This window comes from Kineococcus mangrovi (genome assembly GCF_041320705.1).
In the GTDB taxonomy this organism is placed as follows: Bacteria; Actinomycetota; Actinomycetes; order Actinomycetales; family Kineococcaceae; genus Kineococcus; species Kineococcus mangrovi.
The window spans coordinates 126,762-145,283 of record NZ_JBGGTQ010000004.1; the positions used below are offsets into that span (position 1 = coordinate 126,762).

General features: G+C 74.4%; 20 protein-coding genes. 11 read left to right on the forward strand and 9 right to left on the reverse strand.

Going from position 1 to position 18,522, the window contains the following annotated elements; all coding sequences use genetic code 11:
- Nucleotides 1-6 precede the first annotated feature (6 nt).
- The 3 genes from AB2L28_RS09450 to AB2L28_RS09460 all read left to right on the forward strand — a co-directional run bounded on the left by AB2L28_RS09450 (nucleotide 7) and on the right by AB2L28_RS09460 (nucleotide 1,298).
- Nucleotides 7-204 (forward strand): hypothetical protein, encoded by a 198-nt coding sequence (locus AB2L28_RS09450; RefSeq protein WP_370718507.1) that lies wholly within the window; start codon nucleotides 7-9, stop codon nucleotides 202-204.
- Nucleotides 205-309: 105 nt separating this feature from the next.
- Nucleotides 310-894, forward strand: coding sequence for a nucleotidyltransferase domain-containing protein (locus AB2L28_RS09455; RefSeq protein ID WP_370718508.1), 585 nt, complete (start codon nucleotides 310-312; stop codon nucleotides 892-894).
- Nucleotides 891-1,298, forward strand: coding sequence for a hypothetical protein (locus AB2L28_RS09460; RefSeq protein WP_370718509.1), 408 nt, complete (start codon nucleotides 891-893; stop codon nucleotides 1,296-1,298). The genes AB2L28_RS09455 and AB2L28_RS09460 overlap by 4 nt, the downstream gene beginning before the upstream one ends.
- An 8-nt stretch (nucleotides 1,299-1,306) precedes the next feature.
- Here the strand turns inward: AB2L28_RS09460 and AB2L28_RS09465 are convergent, their stop codons facing one another.
- From AB2L28_RS09465 to AB2L28_RS09490, 6 genes are read right to left on the reverse strand one after another with little or no spacing between them, the layout of a single operon-like run.
- On the reverse strand, nucleotides 1,307-1,546 hold the full coding sequence (locus tag AB2L28_RS09465; protein WP_370718835.1) for a Smr/MutS family protein: 240 nt from the start codon (nucleotides 1,544-1,546) through the stop codon (nucleotides 1,307-1,309).
- A 27-nt stretch (nucleotides 1,547-1,573) separates the two neighbouring features.
- On the reverse strand, nucleotides 1,574-3,292 hold the full coding sequence (locus AB2L28_RS09470; RefSeq protein WP_370718510.1) for an acetyl/propionyl/methylcrotonyl-CoA carboxylase subunit alpha: 1,719 nt from the start codon (nucleotides 3,290-3,292) through the stop codon (nucleotides 1,574-1,576).
- Nucleotides 3,293-3,300: 8 nt separating this feature from the next.
- On the reverse strand, nucleotides 3,301-4,857 hold the full coding sequence (locus tag AB2L28_RS09475; RefSeq protein ID WP_370718511.1) for a 5-oxoprolinase subunit B/C family protein: 1,557 nt from the start codon (nucleotides 4,855-4,857) through the stop codon (nucleotides 3,301-3,303).
- Nucleotides 4,854-5,666 carry a putative hydro-lyase gene (locus tag AB2L28_RS09480; RefSeq protein ID WP_370718512.1) on the reverse strand — a complete coding sequence of 271 codons (813 nt, stop codon included), beginning with the start codon at nucleotides 5,664-5,666 and terminating at the stop codon, nucleotides 4,854-4,856. Before AB2L28_RS09480 ends, AB2L28_RS09475 begins: the two co-directional genes overlap by 4 nt.
- Entirely contained in the window at nucleotides 5,666-6,436 is a 771-nt protein-coding gene (locus AB2L28_RS09485; protein WP_370718513.1) for a LamB/YcsF family protein, read from the reverse strand. Before AB2L28_RS09485 ends, AB2L28_RS09480 begins: the two co-directional genes overlap by 1 nt.
- Nucleotides 6,437-6,453: 17 nt before the next feature.
- The gene (locus tag AB2L28_RS09490) at nucleotides 6,454-7,731 is read right to left on the reverse strand and encodes an NRAMP family divalent metal transporter (protein WP_370718514.1); all 1,278 of its coding nucleotides are present in this window, start codon (nucleotides 7,729-7,731) and stop codon (nucleotides 6,454-6,456) included.
- A gap of 188 nt (nucleotides 7,732-7,919) precedes the next feature.
- Here AB2L28_RS09490 and AB2L28_RS09495 point away from each other — a divergent pair, with 188 nt between their 5' ends.
- Nucleotides 7,920-8,612, forward strand: a complete 693-nt coding sequence (locus tag AB2L28_RS09495) for a GntR family transcriptional regulator (protein WP_370718515.1) — start codon at nucleotides 7,920-7,922, stop codon at nucleotides 8,610-8,612.
- A gap of 54 nt (nucleotides 8,613-8,666) precedes the next feature.
- Here the strand turns inward: AB2L28_RS09495 and AB2L28_RS09500 are convergent, their stop codons facing one another.
- On the reverse strand, nucleotides 8,667-10,433 hold the full coding sequence (locus tag AB2L28_RS09500) for a DUF5635 domain-containing protein (protein WP_370718516.1): 1,767 nt from the start codon (nucleotides 10,431-10,433) through the stop codon (nucleotides 8,667-8,669).
- 255 nt (nucleotides 10,434-10,688) lie between these two features.
- Here AB2L28_RS09500 and ftsH point away from each other — a divergent pair, with 255 nt between their 5' ends.
- From ftsH to AB2L28_RS09535, 7 genes are read left to right on the forward strand one after another with little or no spacing between them, the layout of a single operon-like run.
- A complete protein-coding gene (ftsH, locus tag AB2L28_RS09505; protein WP_370718517.1) occupies nucleotides 10,689-12,668 on the forward strand; it encodes an ATP-dependent zinc metalloprotease FtsH in 1,980 nt (659 codons plus the stop codon).
- Nucleotides 12,665-13,270, forward strand: a complete 606-nt coding sequence (gene folE, locus AB2L28_RS09510; RefSeq protein WP_370718518.1) for a GTP cyclohydrolase I FolE — start codon at nucleotides 12,665-12,667, stop codon at nucleotides 13,268-13,270. The genes ftsH and folE overlap by 4 nt, the downstream gene beginning before the upstream one ends.
- Entirely contained in the window at nucleotides 13,267-14,109 is an 843-nt protein-coding gene (folP, locus tag AB2L28_RS09515; RefSeq protein WP_370718519.1) for a dihydropteroate synthase, read from the forward strand. The genes folE and folP overlap by 4 nt, the downstream gene beginning before the upstream one ends.
- A complete protein-coding gene (gene folB / locus AB2L28_RS09520) occupies nucleotides 14,106-14,519 on the forward strand; it encodes a dihydroneopterin aldolase (RefSeq protein WP_370718520.1) in 414 nt (137 codons plus the stop codon). The genes folP and folB overlap by 4 nt, the downstream gene beginning before the upstream one ends.
- Nucleotides 14,516-15,025: a 2-amino-4-hydroxy-6-hydroxymethyldihydropteridine diphosphokinase gene (gene folK, locus AB2L28_RS09525; protein WP_370718521.1), complete on the forward strand. Its 510-nt coding sequence runs from the start codon at nucleotides 14,516-14,518 to the stop codon at nucleotides 15,023-15,025. Before folB ends, folK begins: the two co-directional genes overlap by 4 nt.
- Entirely contained in the window at nucleotides 15,022-15,507 is a 486-nt protein-coding gene (locus tag AB2L28_RS09530; protein WP_370718522.1) for a DUF3180 domain-containing protein, read from the forward strand. Before folK ends, AB2L28_RS09530 begins: the two co-directional genes overlap by 4 nt.
- Nucleotides 15,504-16,724 carry an aminotransferase class I/II-fold pyridoxal phosphate-dependent enzyme gene (locus tag AB2L28_RS09535; RefSeq protein WP_370718523.1) on the forward strand — a complete coding sequence of 407 codons (1,221 nt, stop codon included), beginning with the start codon at nucleotides 15,504-15,506 and terminating at the stop codon, nucleotides 16,722-16,724. The genes AB2L28_RS09530 and AB2L28_RS09535 overlap by 4 nt, the downstream gene beginning before the upstream one ends.
- Here the strand turns inward: AB2L28_RS09535 and AB2L28_RS09540 are convergent.
- Nucleotides 16,675-17,415 (reverse strand): class I SAM-dependent methyltransferase, encoded by a 741-nt coding sequence (locus AB2L28_RS09540; RefSeq protein ID WP_370718524.1) that lies wholly within the window; start codon nucleotides 17,413-17,415, stop codon nucleotides 16,675-16,677. The two genes, AB2L28_RS09535 and AB2L28_RS09540, sit on opposite strands and share 50 nt — an antisense overlap.
- Nucleotides 17,405-18,481: an endonuclease/exonuclease/phosphatase family protein gene (locus AB2L28_RS09545; RefSeq protein WP_370718525.1), complete on the reverse strand. Its 1,077-nt coding sequence runs from the start codon at nucleotides 18,479-18,481 to the stop codon at nucleotides 17,405-17,407. The genes AB2L28_RS09540 and AB2L28_RS09545 overlap by 11 nt, the downstream gene beginning before the upstream one ends.
- Nucleotides 18,482-18,522: the final 41 nt, after the last annotated feature.

Below are 18,522 nucleotides of genomic sequence, written 5' to 3' on the forward strand. Positions count from 1 at the left end.
GTCGTCGTGGAGTTCGAGTCCCCCGGCGACGAGACGTGGGCGAAGGTGCCGTTCTGCTTCGAGCGGGGGGTCGGCGAGGTCTGGGTCGTCACCCCGCAGGCGTCATCGGTTCAGGTGCTGTCAGGGCCGGACCGTGCGGTGGAGCACAGCGAGGTGCTCGGAGTGGGCGTGAGCGAGGTCGCGGTGGTGTTGGGCTGGCGCTGACGCGAGTCCCGACCGACTCAGCTATCGCTATTGCGATGACGCTATCGGTATAGCGATACTCGCCGGGTGGACCCGTCGAACCCCCTGCGTACGATCGCGCCGACGGTGGACGCCGACGTCCTCCAGGTCCTCGCCCGGACGCACCGTCCCTTGAGCGGTGCCGCGGTCGCGAAACTCAGCGGTCGCTCCTACGCACGCGCTCGTGCCTGCCTGCACCGCCTCGTTGAGCATGGCCTGGTCACTGCGCAGGACGCCGGTCCGGCGGTCCTCTACGCGCTCAACCGCCGGCACGTGCTCGCCGATGCCGTCCTGGCGGCGGTGGGCTCGCCGGCGGCCGTCGAAGCGTTCCTGGTGGAACAGCTGGCCACGTGGGAACCGCCGGCGCGGGCCGTGGTGCTCTTCGGGTCGTGGGCGCGGGGTGAGGCCGGGCCCGACAGCGACCTCGATCTGCTGCTGGTGCGGGGCGACACCGTCGACGCCGACGGTGCGTGGGGGGACCAGGTGCACGCGACGGGGCAGGCCCTGGAGGCGTTGACGGGTAACGCCGTCCAGTTCGTCCAGGTCACCGGCTCGCAGTTGGCGACCGCCGTCCGTGAGGACCAGCCGCTCATCGCCGGGTTGCGTCAGGACGGTCGTGTCCTCCTGGGGCCGTCGTTGAGGGCACTGCTCACCGCTGGAGCAGCGGCATGAGCCGCCCCGGACCACGCACCGGCGACTGCACCCCGGCGGAGGCCCGGACCCGGTTGCGGCAGGCCCGGTTGTACCTGGAAGCCGCCGAGCTCGTACAGGCCGAGGACCTCGCGGAGGCCGCGACCGTCGCGACGGGGAACGCCGTGCTCGCCGCCATCGCCGCGGCGGACGCCATCTGCTGCTTCGTGGCCGGGGTGCGGTCCCGCGGGCAGGCTCACCGTCAGGCCATCACCCTCCTGCAGGAGACGACCGGCGACGCGGCGCTGGCGAGAGGGTTGCGCGAGGTGCTTGATCTCAAAGACGCGGGTCACTACGGGCTCAGCAACGTCTCGCAGGCCAACTGCACAGCCGCGATCCGACGTGCACGCGCCCTCGTGGAGGAGGCTACGACGCGCCTGGTGTGAGACGCCCCTCAGAACCGCAGCACGACCCGCCCCTCGTTGTCCGGGTCGACCGCCGCGCTCTTGACGAGCTTGGCGACCTGCGGCTGCCGCAGGTACGTCAGCACCCGGGCGCGCAGCTTGCCCTCGCCCTTGCCGCAGATGATCTCCGCGCTCGGCTCCCCGCTGGCGGCCGCGCGCAGGACGAACGTGCGCAGGGTGGTGTCGATGTCGCGGGTGTTGCGAAACACGGAGTGCAGGTCGACGGACATCACACCGCCCACTCTGCACCCCGCCCCTCACTCGATGCGCGCGAGCACCTCACCGGCACCGATCGCGGAACCCTCCGAGGCGACCCGGCGCAGCGCTCCCGCGCGGTGCGCGGTGATCCGCGCCTCCATCTTCATGGCCTCCACGACGGCGACGTCCTGCCCCCGCGCGACCTGCGCGCCGTCCTCGACGAGCCAGCCCGTCAGCGTCCCGGGGGCCGAGGCGACCAGGGCGTCCTCGTCCGGTCCGGTCTCCTCGGCGGCGGGGACCCCGGCGCCGACGGACCCCAGCGCGGCGAGGAACTCGGCGGGCAGCCCGACGGTCGCCATCCGGCCGTCGATCTCCACTCCGAACCGGCGCAACCCCGGTCCGGCGACGGGGGCGGGCCGTAGCTGCGGTTCCAGCCGCGGCATGAGCTCGGTCTCGATCCACTGGGTGTGGACGGCGAAACCCGCGGTGGAGAAGTCGGGTTCGTCGACGACGGCCCGCGCGAACGGCAGGACGGTGGCGACCCCGGCGACGTGGAACTCGGCGAGGGCGCGGCGGGCGCGGGCCAGGGCGGTGTCGCGGTCGGCGGCGTGGACGAGCAGCTTTCCGGCGAGGGAGTCGAACGCGGCCTGCACGGTGTCCCCGGCCTCGACCCCGCCGTCCCAGCGCACCCCCGGACCCGACGGCACCCGCAGTTCCTCGACCCGGCCGGGGGAGGGCAGGAACCCCCGGCCCGGGTCCTCGGCGTTGACGCGGAACTCGACCGCGTGGCCCCGCGGCTCGGGGGTCGTCGTGAACGAGGGCCCGGAGCCGGAGGCGATGCGGAACTGCTCGCGCACCAGGTCGGTCCCGGTGACGAGTTCGGTGACGGGGTGCTCGACCTGCAGGCGGGTGTTCACCTCGCAGAACGACAGGGTCCCGTCGGCGCCGAGCAGGAACTCCACGGTTCCCGCGCCGCGGTAGTCCACGGCGGCGCAGATGTCGCGGGCCGCGCGGTGGATCGTCTGCCGCTGCTCGGGGGTGAGGCCCGGTGCGGGCGCCTCCTCCACGAGCTTCTGGTTCCGGCGTTGCAGCGAGCAGTCCCGGTCGCCGACGACGGTGACGGCCCCCTCTCCGTCGCCGAGCACCTGCACCTCCAGGTGGCGGGGCCGTTCGAGGAACCTCTCGACGAAGCACTCCCCGCGCCCGAACGCGGCGACGGCTTCCCGGGTCGCGGACTCGAACGCGTCCGCGACCTCCGCGCGGGTGCGGGCCACCCGCATCCCGCGCCCGCCGCCACCGTGCGCGGCCTTGACGACGATCGGCAGCCCGAACTCCTCGGCGAACGCCTCGGCCTCCGCGGCGTCGGTCAGGGGTTTCTGCGACCCCGGGGCCAGGGGCGCGCCGGCGTCACGGGCGATGGCGCGCGCGGTCACCTTGTCACCCAACGCCTCGATGGTCTCCGGGGCCGGGCCGATCCACGTCAGCCCCGCGGCCTCCACGGCGCGGGCGAACCCCGCGTTCTCCGAGAGGAACCCGTAACCGGGGTGGACGGCGTCCGCGCCCGAGCTCTGCGCCGCGGCCAGCAGCGCGTCCACGTCCAGGTACGTCTGCGCGGCGGTGGTCCCCGGCAACGCGACGGCCGCGTCGGCCAGCCGCACGTGCAGGGCGCCGGCGTCCTGGTCGGCGTAGACGGCGACGGACCGCAGCCCCGCCTCGGCGGCGGCGCGGACGACGCGCACGGCGATCTCGCCGCGGTTGGCGATCAGGACGGTGTGCACGGTTCTCCTCACAGGTCGGTGAACGGGGCGCGCGGCCGGAAGCGGACGCGCGCGCCGGGGGGCAGCTGCCCCAGCAGGTCGAGGTGAGCGTCGACGACGGCACCGACCACGGGGTACCCCCCGGTCAGGGGGTGGTCGGGGCCGAACAGGACGGGCTGCCCGTCCGGCGGGACCTGGATCGCCCCCGTCACGGCGCCCTCGCTGGGCAGTTCCCCCTCGACCTGGCGTTCCAGCGGGGTTCCCGCCAGCCGCAGGCCGACCCGGTCCGAGCGGGGCGTGACCTCCCACTCCTGGCCGACCAGCGACTCCACGGACGCCGCGGTGAACCAGTCGGTGCGAGGACCGAGGACCACGTCGAGCTCGACGAGGTCCCCGGCGCGGGGGAGGTCCGCGACGGGGTGCGGGCCGGGGTCGACGGCGTGCGGGGCGGCGGCGGGTCCGTGCAGCGCGAGGACGTCCCCGGCGGCCAGCGGGTGCGGCCCGACCCCCGACAACGTGTCGGTGGCCAGGGAGCCGAGCGCGGTGGGGACGGCGAAACCCCCGCGGACCGCGACGACCGTCCGCAGCCCGGACCGGGGGGCACCCAGCCGCAGTTCGTCCCCGTCCTCGACGGCCACCGGCTGCGCCGCCGGGACGGGCAGCCGGGTCCCGTCCGCCACGAGGCAGGCGTCGGCCCCGGCCCCGGCCAGGGCGAGCACCCCGGGACCGGTGAACCGCAGCACGGCCCCGCCGCCGGCGAGTTCCAGGACGGCGGCGTCGGCGGGGTTCCCGACGGCCCGGTTCGCCGTCCGCAGCGCGCCCCGGTCGGCGACCCCGGAGGGGGCGACCCCCTCGGCCAGGTGCCCGGGACGGCCCAGGTCCTGCAGCAGCAGCTGCACCCCGGGGGAGACGACCTCGAGGGAGAACTCCGACGCGACCGGTTCCGGCTGCGGCGCGCGCGGGGTCACGAGGTCCCGGTCGACCTCGCGGAACCGCACGGTCGTCCCCGGCGCGAACAGCGCGGGCGGGTCGCGGTCGAGGTCCCACATCACGGCGTCGGTGCGGCCGATGAGCTGCCAGCCGCCCGGGCTCTCGCGCGGGTAGACGCCGGAGAACGTCCCGGCCAGCCCGACGGACCCGGCGGGGATGCGGGTGCGGGGCGAGGAACGGCGCGGCACGTCGAACAGCGGGTCGTCCCCGACGAGGTACCCGAAACCGGGCGCGTACCCGGTGAAGGCGACCGTCCACGTCGCGGCCTGGTGCCGCCGGACGAGTTCTCCCGGGGAGCACCCGAGCAGGTCTGCGACCTCGTCGAGGTCCTGCCCGTCGTAACGGACGTCGATGCTCACCGACCGACCGGTGGCCGCCACCTCGGACGCCGGTTCCACCGCCCGCACCCGTTCGACGACCTCGGCGGGGGAGGTGGTGCGCGGGTCCAGGACGAGCAGGATCGTGCGGGCCGCGGGCACCACCTCGCGGACCCCGGGCAGGTCGGTGGCCAGCAGGGCGGTGAACACCCGGGTGGTCTCGTCCAGGTCGGGCAGTTCCACCACGACCGCGGTGTCGCTGACGGGCAGGAACCTCACGCGGCCCCCCTGTCGCACGCCGTGTCGTACTCCGAATCCAGCACGTCGGTGACGAACATGTGCCCCGGCGCGTGGGTGAGGGCGAACGGTGGCCGGGACTCCAGCAGCGCCACCTGCGGCGTCACCCCGCACGCCCAGAACACCGGTACCTCCCCGTCGCGGACGAGCGGCGGGCCGCCGAAGTCGGGGGAGTCCAGGTCGCGGATGCCGAGCCCGGCCGGGTCCCCGACGTGGACGGGCGCCCCGTGCACGGCCGGGAACCGCCCGGAGATCGCGACGGCGTCGGCGACCCGGTCGGCCGGGACGGGGCGCATCGAGACGACGAGGTCCCCGTGCAGCCGCCCGGCGGGGACGCAGGGGCGGTCCGTGCGGTACATCGGGACGTTCCGGCCCAGTTCCTGGTGCCGCACGGGGATCCCCGCCGCGAGCAGCGGGGTCTCGAACGTGAAGCTGCAGCCGATGAGCAGCGTCACGAGGTTCTCCCAGTACGGGGTCGCGTCGGCGACCTCCTCGACCACGACGCCGTCGCGGAACACCCGGTAGGCGGGCAGGTCGGTGCGCACGTCCGACCCGGGGGCCAGCGCCGACTCGACCTGCCCGACCTCCAGGACGTCGAGCACGGGGCACGGCTGCGGGTTGCGCTGCGCGAACAGCAGCACCTCGAACGCCCAGTCGGCCGGGACGGCGACGAGGTTGGCCTGCGTGAAGCCCGGTGCGACGCCGCTGGTGGGGTCGACGCGCCCGGCCCGGTAGGCCGCGCGGGCGTCCCGGGCCGCGCGCCGCAGCTCCTCGGGGGCCGGGGACACCATCAGGCGGCCTGCGCGACGAACGGCGCGATCGCCACCCCGGCGCCGGTCAGCGCCTCGCGGACGGCGGTGGCCATCGCGACCGCTCCGGGGGAGTCCCCGTGGACGCACAACGATTCGGCACGCACCCGAACGTCCGTGCCGTCGACCGCCTCGACCACCCCGTCCTCGACGAGGCGCACCATGCGCCGGGCCACGAGGTCAGCGTCGTGCAGGACGGCGCCGGGTTCCTTGCGGGAGACGAGCTGCCCGGCGGGGGTGTAGGCGCGGTCGGCGAACGCCTCGGCCGCCGTCGCGAGCCCGGCCCGGTCGGCGACGTCGAGGGCGACCCCGCCGGCCAGCCCGAGCAGCACCAGGGAGGGGTCGACGGCCTTGACCGCCGCGACGACGACCTGCGCGACCGCCTCGTCGACGGCCATCGTGGTGTAGAGGGCGCCGTGGGGTTTGACGTAGACGACGGCGTCACCGGCGGACCGGGCCAGCGCCCACACCGCGCCGAGCTGGTACTCCACGTGCGCCTGCAGCGTTGCGGCGGGCAGGTCCAGGCGTTCGCGGCCGAAGTTCTCGTAGTCGCGGTACCCGGGGTGGGCGCCGATCGCGACCCCGGCCCGGGACGCGGCCAGCACCGTCTCGCGGATGCCCTCGGGGCTGCCGGCGTGGAAACCGCAGGAGACGTTGGCGCTGCTGACCACGGCCAGCATCGCCGCGTCGTCGGAGACGGGACGGTCGGGGGTGTTCTCCCCGAGGTCGGAGTTCAGGTCGATGGTCACCACGGGAGGTCCTCCGGGGGTCAGGCGGACAGGAAGTCGAAGACGGGGCCGACGGACTGCGAGGCCATCCAGAAGCTGATCGCCAGCGCCACCGTCCCGACGACGAGCAGCCACACCGGGTAGCGGTACCCGCCGAGCACGTCGCGCTGCCGGAACCAGCCGATGTAGAGGAACACCGTCAGCCCGATCGGCAGGATCAGCCCGTTGAACCCGCCGACGAAGACGAGCAGCGCGGCCGGCGCGGTGCCGATGGCGAGGTAGACGACGAGCGAGACGACGATGAACGCCACGGTGGTCAGCTGCAGCGGCCACCCGGTCGCCAGCCGGCGGGAGAAGGTGGAGAGGAACGTCGAGGACGTGTAGGCGGCGCCGATGACCGAGGTGAGGGCCGCGGCCCAGAAGATCGCCCCGAACACGCGCAGGCCCGCGTCGCCCAGGACGGCGCCGAACGCCTGACCGGCCGGGTTGGCCGACCGCCCCGACAGGTCCAGGGCCACGCCGGAGGCGACGACGCCGAGGATCGCCAGGAACAGCACGTAGCGCATGACGCCGGTGACGAGGATGCCGGTGAGGGAGGCGCGGTGGACGGCGCGCACGTGCTCGGGGCCGGTCTGCCCGGAGGCGAGGTAGCGGTGGGCGCCGGCGTAGGTGATGTACCCGCCGACGGTGCCGCCGACGATCGTGGTGATGGTCGCGAAGTTCACCGTGTCCGGCACGAAGGTCTGCCGGAAGGCGTCGCCGACCGGGGGACCGGAGGCGATGGCGACGCCCACCGTCATGACGATCATGCCCAGCCCCAGGACCAGCACGACGCGGTCGACGACGCTGCCGGCGCGCTTGAGGAGGAAGACGGCGATCGCCAGCAGTCCGGTGATCAGGCCCCCGACCTTCGGGTCCAGGCCGAGCAGGGCGTTCAGCCCGAGCCCGCCACCGGCGATGTTGCCGATGTTGAAGGCCAGACCGCCGATGACGACGAGGACCGTCAGCACGTGGCCGCTGAAGGGGACGGCGCTGTTGGCGAGGTCGCCGGCGCGCTGGCCGGTGACGGTGATGAGCCGCCAGACGTTCATCTGGACGGCGAAGTCGATGAGGATCGACAGCAGGATCGCGAAGGCGAACGCCGCGCCGAGGGTGGCGGTGAACGTGGCGGTCTGGGTGATGAACCCCGGGCCGATGGCGGAGGTCGCCATGAGGAAGATCGCGCCGACGACGGGCCCGCGGCCCGGTCGTCGCCGCGTGGTGCTCAGGCTCGGGTCGGCGGTGGTGCTGGCGCTCTCCTGGGCGGGGCGCTCGGACATGGTGGCTCCCGGGGACGTGGCGACGTTGCTGCGGGGCGGGCTGCCGGTCGGCAGCACTGTGGCACTCCTGGTTGAAGAACACAATGGCGCAGATTGTTGAACAACGTGTTGCGCCGTGTTGCGTTCGTGTGAACTCCCCGCCGGGTGACCCACCTCGGGCGTCGTCGCCGGGAACCTACGATGACGAGGTGACCGAGGCCGCCGCGTTGACCTCCGTGCCCGGCAGGGGGCCCGACGGGGGGCCCGACGGGGGTGGCACGCTGGCCGAGCTCCTCAGCGGGCGGATCGCCGCCGGGGAGTTCCCGCCCGGCCGGCGGCTGTCCGAGACAGCGCTGGCGCAGCGGTTCTCCGTCTCGCGCAACACGCTGCGCGAGGCGTTCCGGGTGCTGGCCGAGCAGGGCCTGCTCGAGCACGTCCCGCACCGCGGGGTGTCGGTGACCTCGCCCCGGGTGGCCGACGTGCTCGACATCTACCGCGTGCGCCGCCACGTCGAGACGGGCGTGCTGGCCCGGGCCGACGTCGGGCACCCGGCCGCCGAGCGGATGCGGGCCGCGGTGGCCGCGGCCGACACCGCCGTCGCCGCGGGGGACTGGGCCGGGGTCGGCACCGCGAACATGGCCTTCCACGAGGCGCTGGTGTCGCTGTCGGACAGCCCGCGGCTGCTGCGCACGTACCGCCAGCTCGCCGCCGAGCTGCGGTTGGCCTTCCTCGTCATCGGGGACCCGCAGACGCTGCACGGGCGGTTCACGGCCCGCAACCGCTCCGTGCTGGACACCTTCGCCGCCGACGGCGGCCCCGCGGCGGCGCGCGAGCTGGAGGACTACCTCACCGAGTCCGAGCGGACGGTGCTCGGCGCCTACGCCCGCCTCGGGGTGGGGTAGGGCGAGGGCGGTGCCCCGCCGGTCTCCCCGGCCGGCGGCTCCGGCGGAGCGTGGTCAGGGAGCGGCGGCACCGACGTAGTGGGAGTTCCTGCCCAGGCTGCTCCCGCGGCGCAACCGCCCCGAGTCCACGAGGCGGTCCAGGTGCCCCCGGCCCCCCGACGTGGTCAGCCCGGTCAGTCGCGCGTACTCCCCCGAGGAGATGCCGGTGTGCCGCTCCAGCCAGGCCTCGACCACCGCGACGATCTGCTGCTCGGCAGCGGGCCGCCGGTACGGCAGGATCCCCAGCCCGGCGGTGCGGTGCCTCTCGAGGAGGTCGATGGACCGCCCGGACAGCACCCACACGTCCTTGAAGGGTTCGACGAGCGGTTCGCCGTCGACCCTCGCCGCGGCCGCCACCTCGATCGCCTCGGCCGCGTACACCGCGTCGCGCTGCAGCACGGGCACCAGTCCCTGCGCGTCGACGAAGGGCCGGTGCAGCAGGGTGTGCACGATGAGCGCCACCTTGACGTCGTTGCGCCGGGCGGACGGACGGATCGCCGACATCAGGGTGAGGACCGGCACGACGGGGTCCCCGCCGCGGAGCCGGGTCCGCACCCGCGGTCCAGCGGTCTGGTGGATCGACGGTGGGCGGTGACCCAGGGCGATCATCTCCCGGTACATGCGGTCGACCCCGATGCCCTGCTTGTCGACCAGGCCGATGGCGCGCATGAGGTCGGCCAGGGCGGGGTGTCGCGCGTAGTGCTCGGACAGCACGTTGTGCTCGTCCACCCCGCCGACGAAGCCCCCCGGGCTGGTCACCTCGAGCGCGCTGTCGAGGTCCAGCCACGTGACGCGGGTGGGTTCGCCGGTCGTCCAGTCCCGGTGCGTCACGCCGTTCAGCACGGCCTCGCGCACCGCCCGTCGAGGGAGCCTGCGCAGGGCGGTCTCGGCGAAGGCGCCGGACAGCGTGATCGACGTGTTCGCCGCGTCCAACCGTTGCTCGACGGTGTCGATCTGCTCGAGGAGGCTCTGGCCAGCCAGGGCGGGGCCCCGGTCGAGGACGTCGCCACCCTCGACGTCCCAGCGGCCGTACTCGACGAGGGTCCGGGGGGAGGGGCAGAACACGAGCGCCCCGGCCTGCGTGAGGACGCCGTCGGGCGGCAGGACCCCGAGGGAGCGCAGCAGTTCGGCGTCGTCCAGCGGGTCGGGAGCACCGGCACCCGCCCGTTCCACGTTCGCCCGGGCGATCTGGAGAGCGCGGGCGGAGACGTCCCGGAGCGTCTTGCCGGACGGCTCGGCCATCGTGTCGTGGCGTCGTCGGCGTTGCTGGTGGAGCCACCACTCCGTGCGGTCGACCGGGCTGCAGCGCCCGCCGACGCGCCACTGGAGCCGTGAGCGCGTGTCCTCCACGGGCTCGCGCGACTCCGCGACGAGGAGGACGAGGACGCGGCTGCCCTCGACGTGACGCTCCTCGACGGCGGGTGCGACGTCGATCCGCTGGTGGATGCGGTGGCGCAGCCAGTCGGCGTCCAGGCTGGCCCCCAGGACCTCCCCGGTCCGGTCGTCGAAGCCCACGAGCAACGCGCCCCCGCCCGGGGTGTTGGCCATGCAGGCGACTTCGTCGGCGAGGTGGTCCGCCGCCGTCACGTTGCGCGGGCTGCCGGGCATCAGCGAACCGTCCCGGTGACGCCGGCCCGCCTCCTCCTTGAAGTCCAGGCGGGTGCTCTCGAGGGGGTCCAGCGGTCCCCCCGACGTCCGTGCGTCCAGTGCCGCTGCCACCAGCGCCAGGAGCTGCGCTCGCTGCTGGAGGACCTCGGTCCCGGGGCTGCTGGTGGAGGGCACCTCGAGATCACAGCAGGATCTCTCACTTTGAGCAACCTCCAAAGTGCGTCGATTCCGCCGCGACGAGCGAGACCGCTCACTTTCCGCCCTCAGCTGGCAGCGAACCGGCGGCCGACGTCCGGAACAGGGGACCCGTCCCGCCCGTTCGGACGGCGTAGGACCTGGGACGGTGCCCGGGCGGCCTGTCGTGGCCGCGGTGTACCGTCGATCGACAGGCAGGATCGAGCAGGAGGGACGGGGGCGACGCCCCCACAGATGCCCAACACTCTCAAGCGCATCGTCAGGGGCCCGTGGCTGTGGATCGTCGTGGCGATCGCGGCGGTCGCGATCGGCGCCTCCTTCTTCGCGTCCAGCGGCACCGCCGAGGTGTCCACGACCCGCGCGCTCCAGCTCATCGAGCAGGACAGGGTCCAGAGCGCCACGCTCACCGACGGCAACCAGCGGATCGACCTGGACCTGAGGTCCGGTGAGACGGTCGACGGCGCCACCAGCGTCCGCTCGTACTACATCTCCCAGCGCGGCGACGAGGTCCTGACCGCCCTGGGCGACAACCCGCCGCCGGACGGCGTCACCGACGAGGTGCCCACGACCGGCATCCTGCAGTCGCTGCTGTTCACGATCGGCCCGATCCTGCTGCTCATCCTCCTGTTCTGGTTCCTCATGAGCCAGATGCAGGGCGGCGGCAGCCGGGTCATGCAGTTCGGCAAGTCCAAGGCCAAGATGATGACCAAGGACACCCCGAAGACGACCTTCGCGGACGTCGCGGGCGCCGCCGAGGCCGTCGAGGAGCTGCACGAGATCAAGGAGTTCCTCGAGGACCGGGACAAGTTCCAGGCCGTCGGGGCCAAGATCCCCAAGGGTGTCCTGCTGTACGGCCCGCCCGGGACGGGCAAGACGCTGCTCGCGCGCGCCGTCGCCGGTGAGGCGGGCGTGCCGTTCTACTCGATCTCCGGTTCGGACTTCGTCGAGATGTTCGTCGGCGTCGGTGCCTCCCGCGTCCGCGACCTCTTCGAGCAGGCCAAGGCCAACTCGCCCGCGATCATCTTCGTCGACGAGATCGACGCCGTCGGCCGGCACCGCGGTGCCGGGCTCGGTGGCGGTCACGACGAGCGCGAGCAGACGCTGAACCAGCTGCTCGTCGAGATGGACGGCTTCGACGTCAAGACGAACGTCATCCTCATCGCGGCGACCAACCGGCCCGACATCCTCGACCCGGCGCTGCTGCGCCCGGGCCGCTTCGACCGCCAGATCGCCGTCGAGGCCCCCGACATGGAGGGCCGGCACAAGATCCTGCAGGTGCACGGCAAGGGCAAGCCGCTCGCGCCGAACATCGACCTGCAGGCCGTGGCCCGCCGAACGCCCGGGTTCTCCGGCGCCGACCTGGCCAACGTCCTCAACGAGGCCGCGCTGCTCACGGCCCGCGCCAACGCCAAGGTCATCGACGACGCCGCCGTGGACGAGGCCATCGACCGCGTCATGGCCGGTCCGCAGAAGCGCACCCGCCGCATGAGCGAGCAGGAGCTGAAGGTCACCGCGTACCACGAGGGCGGTCACGCGCTGGTGGCCGCGGCGCTGCCGAACACCGACCCGGTGACGAAGGTGACGATCCTGCCGCGCGGGCGGGCCCTCGGCTACACGATGGTCCTGCCGACCGAGGACAAGTACTCGACGTCGCGCAACGAGATCCTCGACCAGCTCGCGTACGCCCTCGGCGGCCGCGTGGCGGAGGAACTCGTCTTCCACGACCCCACCACCGGGGCGAGCAACGACATCGAGAAGGCCACCGGGATGGCCCGCAAGATGGTCACCCAGTACGGCATGAGCGAGCGGATCGGGGCGATCAAGCTCGGCCAGGGGCAGGGCGAGGTCTTCCTCGGCCGCGACATGGGCCACGAGCGCGACTACTCCGAGGGCGTCGCGGGGATCGTCGACGAGGAGGTGCGCCGGCTCATCGAGGCCGCGCACGACGAGGCGTGGGAGATCCTCGTCGAGCACCGTCCCGTCCTGGACGCCCTCGTCGTCGCCCTCCTGGACAAGGAGACGCTCAATCAGGCCGAGCTGGCGGAGATCTTCGCCCCCGTGGTGAAGCGCCCGCAGCGTCCGGTGTGGCTGTCCTCGGAGCGCCGGCACGTCTCGGACATCCCGCCGGTGGGCAGCCCGGGCCAGCTCAACGGGCACACCGGCGGCTTCCAGCTGCCGGTGAACAACGAGAACGGGTCGAACGAGCAGTCGTGAGCAGCACGGGGACGCCGGCCACGGGCGGCCGGTCGTTCGACCGGGTGCGGGCCGAGAACGCGGTCCGGGAGTTCCTCCTCGCCATCGGGGAGGACCCGGACCGCGAGGGCCTGCGGGACACCCCGCGGCGGGTGGCGAAGGCGGCGACCGAGCTCTACGCGGGGTTGTGGCTGGAACCGGCCGACGTCCTCGTGACCGACTTCGGGCTCGAGCACGACGAGCTGGTGCTGGTGAAGGACATCGAGGTCCAGTCCACGTGCGAGCACCACCTCCTGCCCTTCCACGGCCTCGCGCACGTCGGGTACATCCCCGGCGAGCACGGCCGCGTCACGGGGCTGTCCAAGCTCGCGCGGCTCGTCGACGTCTACGCGCGCCGCCCGCAGCTGCAGGAACGGCTGACGACGCAGGTCGCCGACGCCCTCACCGAGCACCTGCACCCGCGCGGCGTCATCGTCGTCGTCGAGGCCGAGCACTCCTGCATGACGTACCGGGGCGTGCGCAAACCCGGCGCCAAGACCGTCACTTCCGCCGTGCGCGGGTCGCTGCGCAACGCCGCCACCCGCGCCGAGGCGATGAGCCTCATCGTCGCGGGCCACCGGTGAACCCCCTCCTCGCCCCGGGGCCCACCCGCGTCCTCGGCGTCCTCAACGTCACCCCCGACTCCTTCTCCGACGGTGGCCGGCACACCGGCGACCCCGTCGCCCGCGGCGTCGCGCTGCGCGCCGCGGGCGCCGACCTCGTCGACGTCGGCGGGGAGTCCACCCGCCCCGGCGCCACCCGCGTCGAGGCCGCCGAGGAGCTGCGCCGGGTCCTGCCCGTCGTGGAGGGGCTCGTCGCCGCGGGGGTGCCCGTCAGCGTCGACACCATGCGCGCCGCGACCGCCCGGGCCGTCGTCGAGGCCGGTGCGGCCGTCGTCAACGACGTCTCCGGCGGGCTCGCCGACCCGGACATGGCCGCGACCGTCGCGGACCTCGACTGCGTCTACGTGCTCTCGCACTGGCGGGGGACCTCCGACGTCATGAACTCGCTCGCCACCTACGACGACGTGGTCGGTGAGGTCGAGCGGGAACTCGTCCAGCGCCTGGACGCCGTGGTCGGGGCCGGTGTCGCCCACGAGCGCATCGTCCTCGACCCCGGGCTGGGGTTCGCCAAGCGGGCCGAGCACGACTGGGCCCTGCTCGCCCGCCTCGACGAGCTCGACCGCTTCGGGCTGCCGTTGCTCGTGGGGGCCTCGCGCAAGCGGTTCCTCGGGGCGCTGCTGGCGGACGCCGAGGGGGCCGTCCCCCCACCGGAGCAGCGAGACGTCGCCACAGCCGTGATCACGGGGCTGCTGGCCGAACGCGACGTCTGGGGGGTGCGGGTCCACGACGTCCCGTCCTCGATCGCCGCCGTCCGTGTCGTCGGCGCTTGGCGGGAGGCCGCGCGGGTGAACGTCCCGTGAGCGCCCTCGACACCGCGGGCCCCGTCCTGGACGCCGACGGCCGCCCCCTGGACCGCATCGTGCTGCGCGGGCTGTCCGGCCGCGGCCGCCACGGCGTCCTGGACGCCGAGCGCGAGCTGGGGCAGGTCTTCTCCCTCGACGTCGCGCTGCACCTGGACACCCGCGAGGCCGCCGCGGGCGACGACCTGGCGGCCACCGTCCACTACGGGCTGCTGGCCCAGGACCTCCTCGCCGTCCTGGTCGGCGAGCCGGTCGCGCTGCTGGAGACGCTCGCGCAGCGCCTGGCCGGCGTCGCCCTCGCCGCCTCCCCACGGGTCCAGGCGGTCGACGTGGTCGTCCACAAACCGCAGGCGCCCGTGCCGGTGCCCTTCGCCGACGTCGAGCTGTGCGTGCGCAGGGTCCGCTCGTGAGGTCGGGTGCCAGGGCCGTGCTGGCGCTGGGTGCCAACGTCGGCCACCGCGCCCAGACGCTGCACGCCGCGGTCGAGGCCCTCGGGGCGACCGACGGCATCACGGTGGAGGCGGTGTCCACGATCGTCGAGACGGCCCCCGTGGGGGCGGTCCCGGACCAGCCGGACTTCCTCAACGCCGTCGTCCTGGTCCGCACCGACCTCGACCCGCACGCGCTGCTGGCCGCCGCGCACGCCGTGGAGGCCGGGCTCGGGCTGGACCGGAGCACCAAGGTGCCCGACGGTCCCCGGCCCATCGACGTGGACGTCATCGCGGTGGGTGATCTCGGCGACGACGTCGTGCTCGACGAGGACGGCCTCGTCCTGCCGCACCCGCGGGCCCACGAGCGCGACTTCGTCCTCGGGCCCTGGGCCGAGCTCGACCCGGACGCGGTGCTCCCGGGGGCCTACGGCGGACGGGTGGTCGACCTCCTCACCCGCCTGCACCACGGGGAGGGACCCGCGTGAAGCCGACCCGCCCCGGGCTGCTGCTCGCCCTCGGGTTCCTCGCCGCCGTGGGGGCCTGGTCCGGCCTGCAGGTCTGGGTCTCCACCGGCCACGGGGAACCGGACCTCGTGTGGCGCACGACGCTCACCGTCGGCCTGCTCGTCCTCGCCGTCGTCGGGGTCGGCTGGCCCGTCAAGCAGTGGGTCGAGGGCGACAAGGCCCGCCGGATCGACGCGCTGCGCGCCGCCCGCACGGCCGCGCTGGCCAAGGCGGCCTCCGTCGCCGGGGCTCTGCTCGTCGGGGTGTTCCTCGGCTGGGGCGTGCACTACCTGCCCACCCTGCACATCGCCGCCCGCCGGTCCGAGGCCGTCGTGGCGGCCGTCGACGTCGTCGTCTCCGCGCTGCTGCTCGTCGCGGGGCTGGTCGTGGAGCGCTGGTGCCGCGTCCCGCCCGAGGACGACGACGAGACCGGTCTGCGCGCCGGTGGGGGAGGCCGGGCGTGAAGCTGTCCCGGCGGGCCGAGACGACCGAACCGTTCCACGCGCTCGCCATCGGCCAGCGCGCCGCGGAGCTGGCCGCCCAGGGCCACCACGTCGTCCGGCTCAGCATCGGCGAACCCGACGTCGGGGCGCCGCCGGAGGTGCTGGCCGCGCTGCGCGAGGTCGCCGACGGCCGGCCCCTGCCGTACACCCCGACGCTCGGGCTGCCGGAGCTGCGCGCCGCGATCGCGCAGGACTACCGCGACCGGCACGGCGTCGACGTCGACCCCGCACGCATCGCCGTCACGTCCGGGGCCTCGGCCGCGCTGCTGCTCGTGCTGGCCGCCACCGTCGACCCGGGTGACGACGTCCTGCTGGCCGACCCGTCCTACCCGTGCAACCGGCAGCTCATCTCCACCTTCGGCGGCCGGGCGCTCACGCTGCCCACGACGCCGGGGCAGCGGTACCAGCTGTCCGCCGACGCGGTGCGCCGGGCGTGGACCCCCGCCACGTCGGTCGTCATGGTCGCCTCCCCGTCCAACCCGACCGGCACGTCGGTGGCCCCCGCGGAACTCGCGGAGCTGTGCGCGCAGGTCGCCGCGCGCGACGCGTGGCGCGTCGTCGACGAGATCTACCTCGACCTCGCCGACCCCGCGCCCGACGGGACCCCCGCGCCGACGGTCCTGGCCGCCGATCCCGGCGCCGTCGTCGTCAGCAGCTTCTCGAAGTACTTCGGCATGACGGGCTGGCGCCTCGGGTGGGCCGTCCTGCCGCCCGCCCTCGTCGAACCGGTGGAACGGCTGGCGCAGAACTACTTCATCGCCGCCTCGACCCCGCTGCAGCACGCGGCGCTGGCCTGCTTCACGCCCGGTTCCCTCGCCGTGTGCGAGGAGCGGCGGGCCGAGTTCCGCGCCCGCCGCGACCTCGTCCTCGACGGCCTCGCCGCGCTCGGGCTGCCCGTCCCCGTCGTCCCGGACGGGGCGTTCTACGTGTACGTCGACGTGCGCCCCAGCGGCCTGGACGCGTGGGAGTTCTGCGCGCGGGCCCTGGCCGAGCACCACGTCGCGCTCACCCCCGGCCGCGACTTCGCGAGCGCCGGGCCCGGCGGGACCGCCGACACCCACGTCCGGTTGTCGTACGCCGCCTCCCGGGCCGACCTCACCGAGGGGTTGCGCCGGGTCGGGGAGTTCCTCACGGCTCTTTCCGCCACACCGACACGTGCGAGCGCGACTGCGCGGTGAACGCCGAGCGGTCCCACCCGCCCCAGCGGCTCTCCGGTCGCAACCCCGCGATCCGGGCCATGAGGTCGTACTCGGCCGGCCAGGCGTACCGGTGGTGCGAGAGGAACCGCGACGCGCTCCCGTCCGCGGCGAACCGGACGTGGTGCGAGGTCAGCCGGCACGCGAGGAGGTCGTAGGTGTCGAACCCGAGGTGCTCGGGCGTGACGTCGAACGGGCGGGCGTCCTCTCCGGGCGGCAACCGTCGCAGCTCCGGCACGAACGTCTCCACGCAGAACGCGCCCCCGGGGGCGAGGTGGCGGGCCGCGTTGACGAAGCACTCGACCTGCTCGTCCTGCTCCAACAGGTTCGTGATGGTGTTGAACACCAGGTAGACGAGCGAGAACTCCCCGTCGACGCGGGTCGTCGCCATGTCGCCCAGCACGACGTCGACGCCCGGGGCGCCGGCGGCCGTCTTGGCCCGCAACTCCGCGAGCATGTGCGGCGACAGCTCGATGCCCGCCACCGGGACCCCGCGGGCGGCGAGGGCGAGTCCGACGCGGCCCGTCCCGATCGCGAACTCCAGCGCCCGGCCGGTCCCGGCGAGGTCGGCCAGGACGTCCACCACGGGACCCAGGACCTCGGGGGTGGACAGGGCGGCGGTGTCCTCGTCGTAGGTGCGGGCCACGCCCGCGCCCCACAGGTCACCGGTCACCCGCCCGACGGTAGGCGCGTCCGGGACCTCCCTCCAGGGAGTTTCCGCCGGGCCACGCGAGGTCGGCCACGACGGGGGAGTGGGTGCTGCCCCCCGGTGCGCCCTCGGACGTGGCCACGGGGTCGAACCCGGCGACGAGGACGACGTCGACGCGCGCGAACCCCGGCGAGGAGCCACGGGTGAGACCGGGCTGCGTCCCGACGGCGCGGTGCACGTCGAGGAGACCGTGGGACCGCAGCTCGCGCAGGGGTTCGTTGAGCTCGGCGGAGTTCAGGTCGCCCGCCACGACGACGGCCTGACCGGCACCCCGGCGCTGCGCGGCGAGGTCGGCGAACCGGCGCGCCTCCCCGACGCGCACGCGCGCGGCGTCGCCGGTCGAGCCCGCGGGGCTGCGCGCGACGGCCCGCGCGGAGCAGAACAGGCACGGGGAGGCCAGGTGCACCGAGACGACCGCGACGGGGCGCCCACCCACGTCGAGCGTCACGACGTCCGCGGGTCGGGCGCCGGCGGGCAGCCCCGTGACGGGCTCCACTGCCGTGATGGGGAACCTCGACCACACGGCGTCGCCGTCGCCCTGGCTGCTGGGGGCGCTCCAGCTCCGGTACGGGTACCGCGACCCGTAGCGGGCCTCGTACCCGGCCCGCTGGGAGGGGCGGACCTCCTGCAGCGCCAGGACGTCGGGGGCGGCGTCGTCCACGAGCCGGGCCAGTCCGTCGGTGCCGCGGTGGCCGGAGGTGTTGAACGTCGCGACGCGCAGGTCGGGTGTCCGGTCCACCGGGTCGACGCGGTGGAGCGCGTAGGGGACGAGCAGGGCACCGGCCGCCACGGCGGGGGCGGTGAGCGCGGCCGTGGACCACCACCAGCGCGCCGCGGTCGTCAGCGGGACGAGGAGGAGGGCCGGGGCGAGCCACCAGAGCGCGAACAACCCCAGGACGTAGCCGACGGCGTGGGCGTCGGAGGAGACGAGGACGACCGCGAGGGCCAGGGTCGCGCAGCCGCCGTACCCCAGGACGAGGGCGTGCGCTGCGTGGCGCCGCGCCGGACGCCCGGGAGGCGTCGGTGGCACACCCCCATCCTGCTACACCCCGGCACCGCCGTCTCCAGGAC